Source organism: Mesorhizobium sp. M7A.F.Ca.CA.002.15.2.1, assembly GCF_003998715.1.
In the GTDB taxonomy this organism is placed as follows: Bacteria; Pseudomonadota; Alphaproteobacteria; order Rhizobiales; family Rhizobiaceae; genus Mesorhizobium; species Mesorhizobium ciceri.
In genome coordinates, this window is record NZ_RZPI01000995.1 from 1 (window position 1) to 1,335 (window position 1,335).

Consider the following 1,335-nt stretch of genomic DNA (forward strand, 5'->3'; position numbering starts at 1 on the left):
GGTCGACCCTGGTCGACGAGGTCGACACCGGTGAGGATCTGCGCAAGACCTGCGCGGCCTCGACCGCCTTTATCGGCGCTGGCGGCGAGAGCGGCGTTCTGACGCTCATCATCACGAACGGCGATGCACTGCCGCCGGATGCCTACCCGTCCGTAACGATCGCCGTCGACAACAAGGCCTTGCCGGCCGGCAAGTCGGTTGCCGCCACTTTCGGCGACGACAAGGGCCGCGTCACTGCCAAGCTCCATTCCGATGGCGCCGTCAACGGCCGGCTCAGTTGGACCGTCGACAACCAGTCCAAGACCAGCCTGGCGCTCCTGCGCGCCATGCGCCGGGCATCGGTGCTTGACGTCTCCTTCGGCGATGCGCCGGTTGGAAGCATATCCATGGACGGCTTCACCAAGGCCTATCGTAGTCTCGGCGCATCGTGCGGGTTTCCGACCGCCGACGTTGCTCCCTGAAGACATCGGTACGCTGTGCGGCTGCTGGCGAGGCTGGCAATCCTGCTTGCGCCTCGCTATCTCTGAAGGGCGAGGGAGCTGTTGGCGACACTTTGCCATCGCTGCAAAAACCTCTAAGCCTTTCGCTTCACCAGATTCGCCAACCAAAGGCTTCTCCATGCGCTGTCCCTATTGCCAGTCGGAAGATACGCAGGTGAAGGATTCTCGCCCCGCCGAGGATGGCGCGGCGATCCGCAGGCGGCGCGTCTGCCCCGATTGCGGCGGCCGTTTCACCACCTTCGAACGCGTGCAGTTGCGCGACCTCGTCGTGGTCAAGAAATCGGGCCGCAAAGTGCCCTTCGACCGCGACAAGCTGTTGCGCTCGGTGGAGATCGCCGTGCGCAAGCGCAATGTCGATCCCGAACGCATCGACCGCGCGGTGACAGGCATCGTGCGCCAGCTCGAAAGTTCCGGCGAGACGGAGGTTGCTTCGGGAGAAGTCGGTCGCCTGGTCATGGAAGCGCTGAAGTCGCTCGACGATGTCGCCTATGTCCGTTTCGCCTCGGTCTACCGCAATTTTCGCGAGGCCAAGGATTTCCATGAATTGCTGGGCGAGCTCAAGGGCGACGAAGTCAAGGGTGAAGAGGAAGCCAGCTGAGCATGACTGCAAGCGAACAGGCCGCCCTTGATCGCCGCTTCATGGCGGCGGCACTCAGACTGTCGCGAAAAAATGCCGGGCGCACCGCGACCAACCCGTCTGTCGGTACGCTGATCGTACGCGATGACGGCAATGGTCCGATGATCGTCGGCACCGGCGTCACCGCTGTCGGCGGCCGTCCGCATGCCGAGACCGAGGCCTTGGCCGAGGCCGGCGACCTCGCGCGCGGCGCCACCG

The 1,335-nt window shown here is 64.3% G+C and carries 2 protein-coding genes and 1 pseudogene; all 3 read left to right on the top strand.

Going from position 1 to position 1,335, the window contains the following annotated elements; genetic code table 11:
• The coding region (locus tag ENZ74_RS31925; RefSeq protein ID WP_127313295.1) for a hypothetical protein at positions 1–461 on the top strand (461 nt) is incomplete at its 5' end.
• A 157-nt stretch (positions 462–618) separates the two neighbouring features.
• Positions 619–1,098 carry a transcriptional regulator NrdR gene (nrdR, locus tag ENZ74_RS31930; RefSeq protein WP_013532250.1) on the top strand — a complete coding sequence of 160 codons (480 nt, stop codon included), beginning with the start codon at positions 619–621 and terminating at the stop codon, positions 1,096–1,098.
• Positions 1,099–1,100: 2 nt separating this feature from the next.
• Positions 1,101–1,335, top strand: a pseudogene (locus ENZ74_RS31935) (riboflavin biosynthesis protein RibD); the annotation flags it as partial.

What these genes read in the sequence shown, in the direction of transcription:
- nrdR (WP_013532250.1), top strand. Translation starts at nt 619, where the DNA reads ATGCGCTGTCCCTATTGCCAGTCGGAAGATACGCAGGTGAAGGATTCT.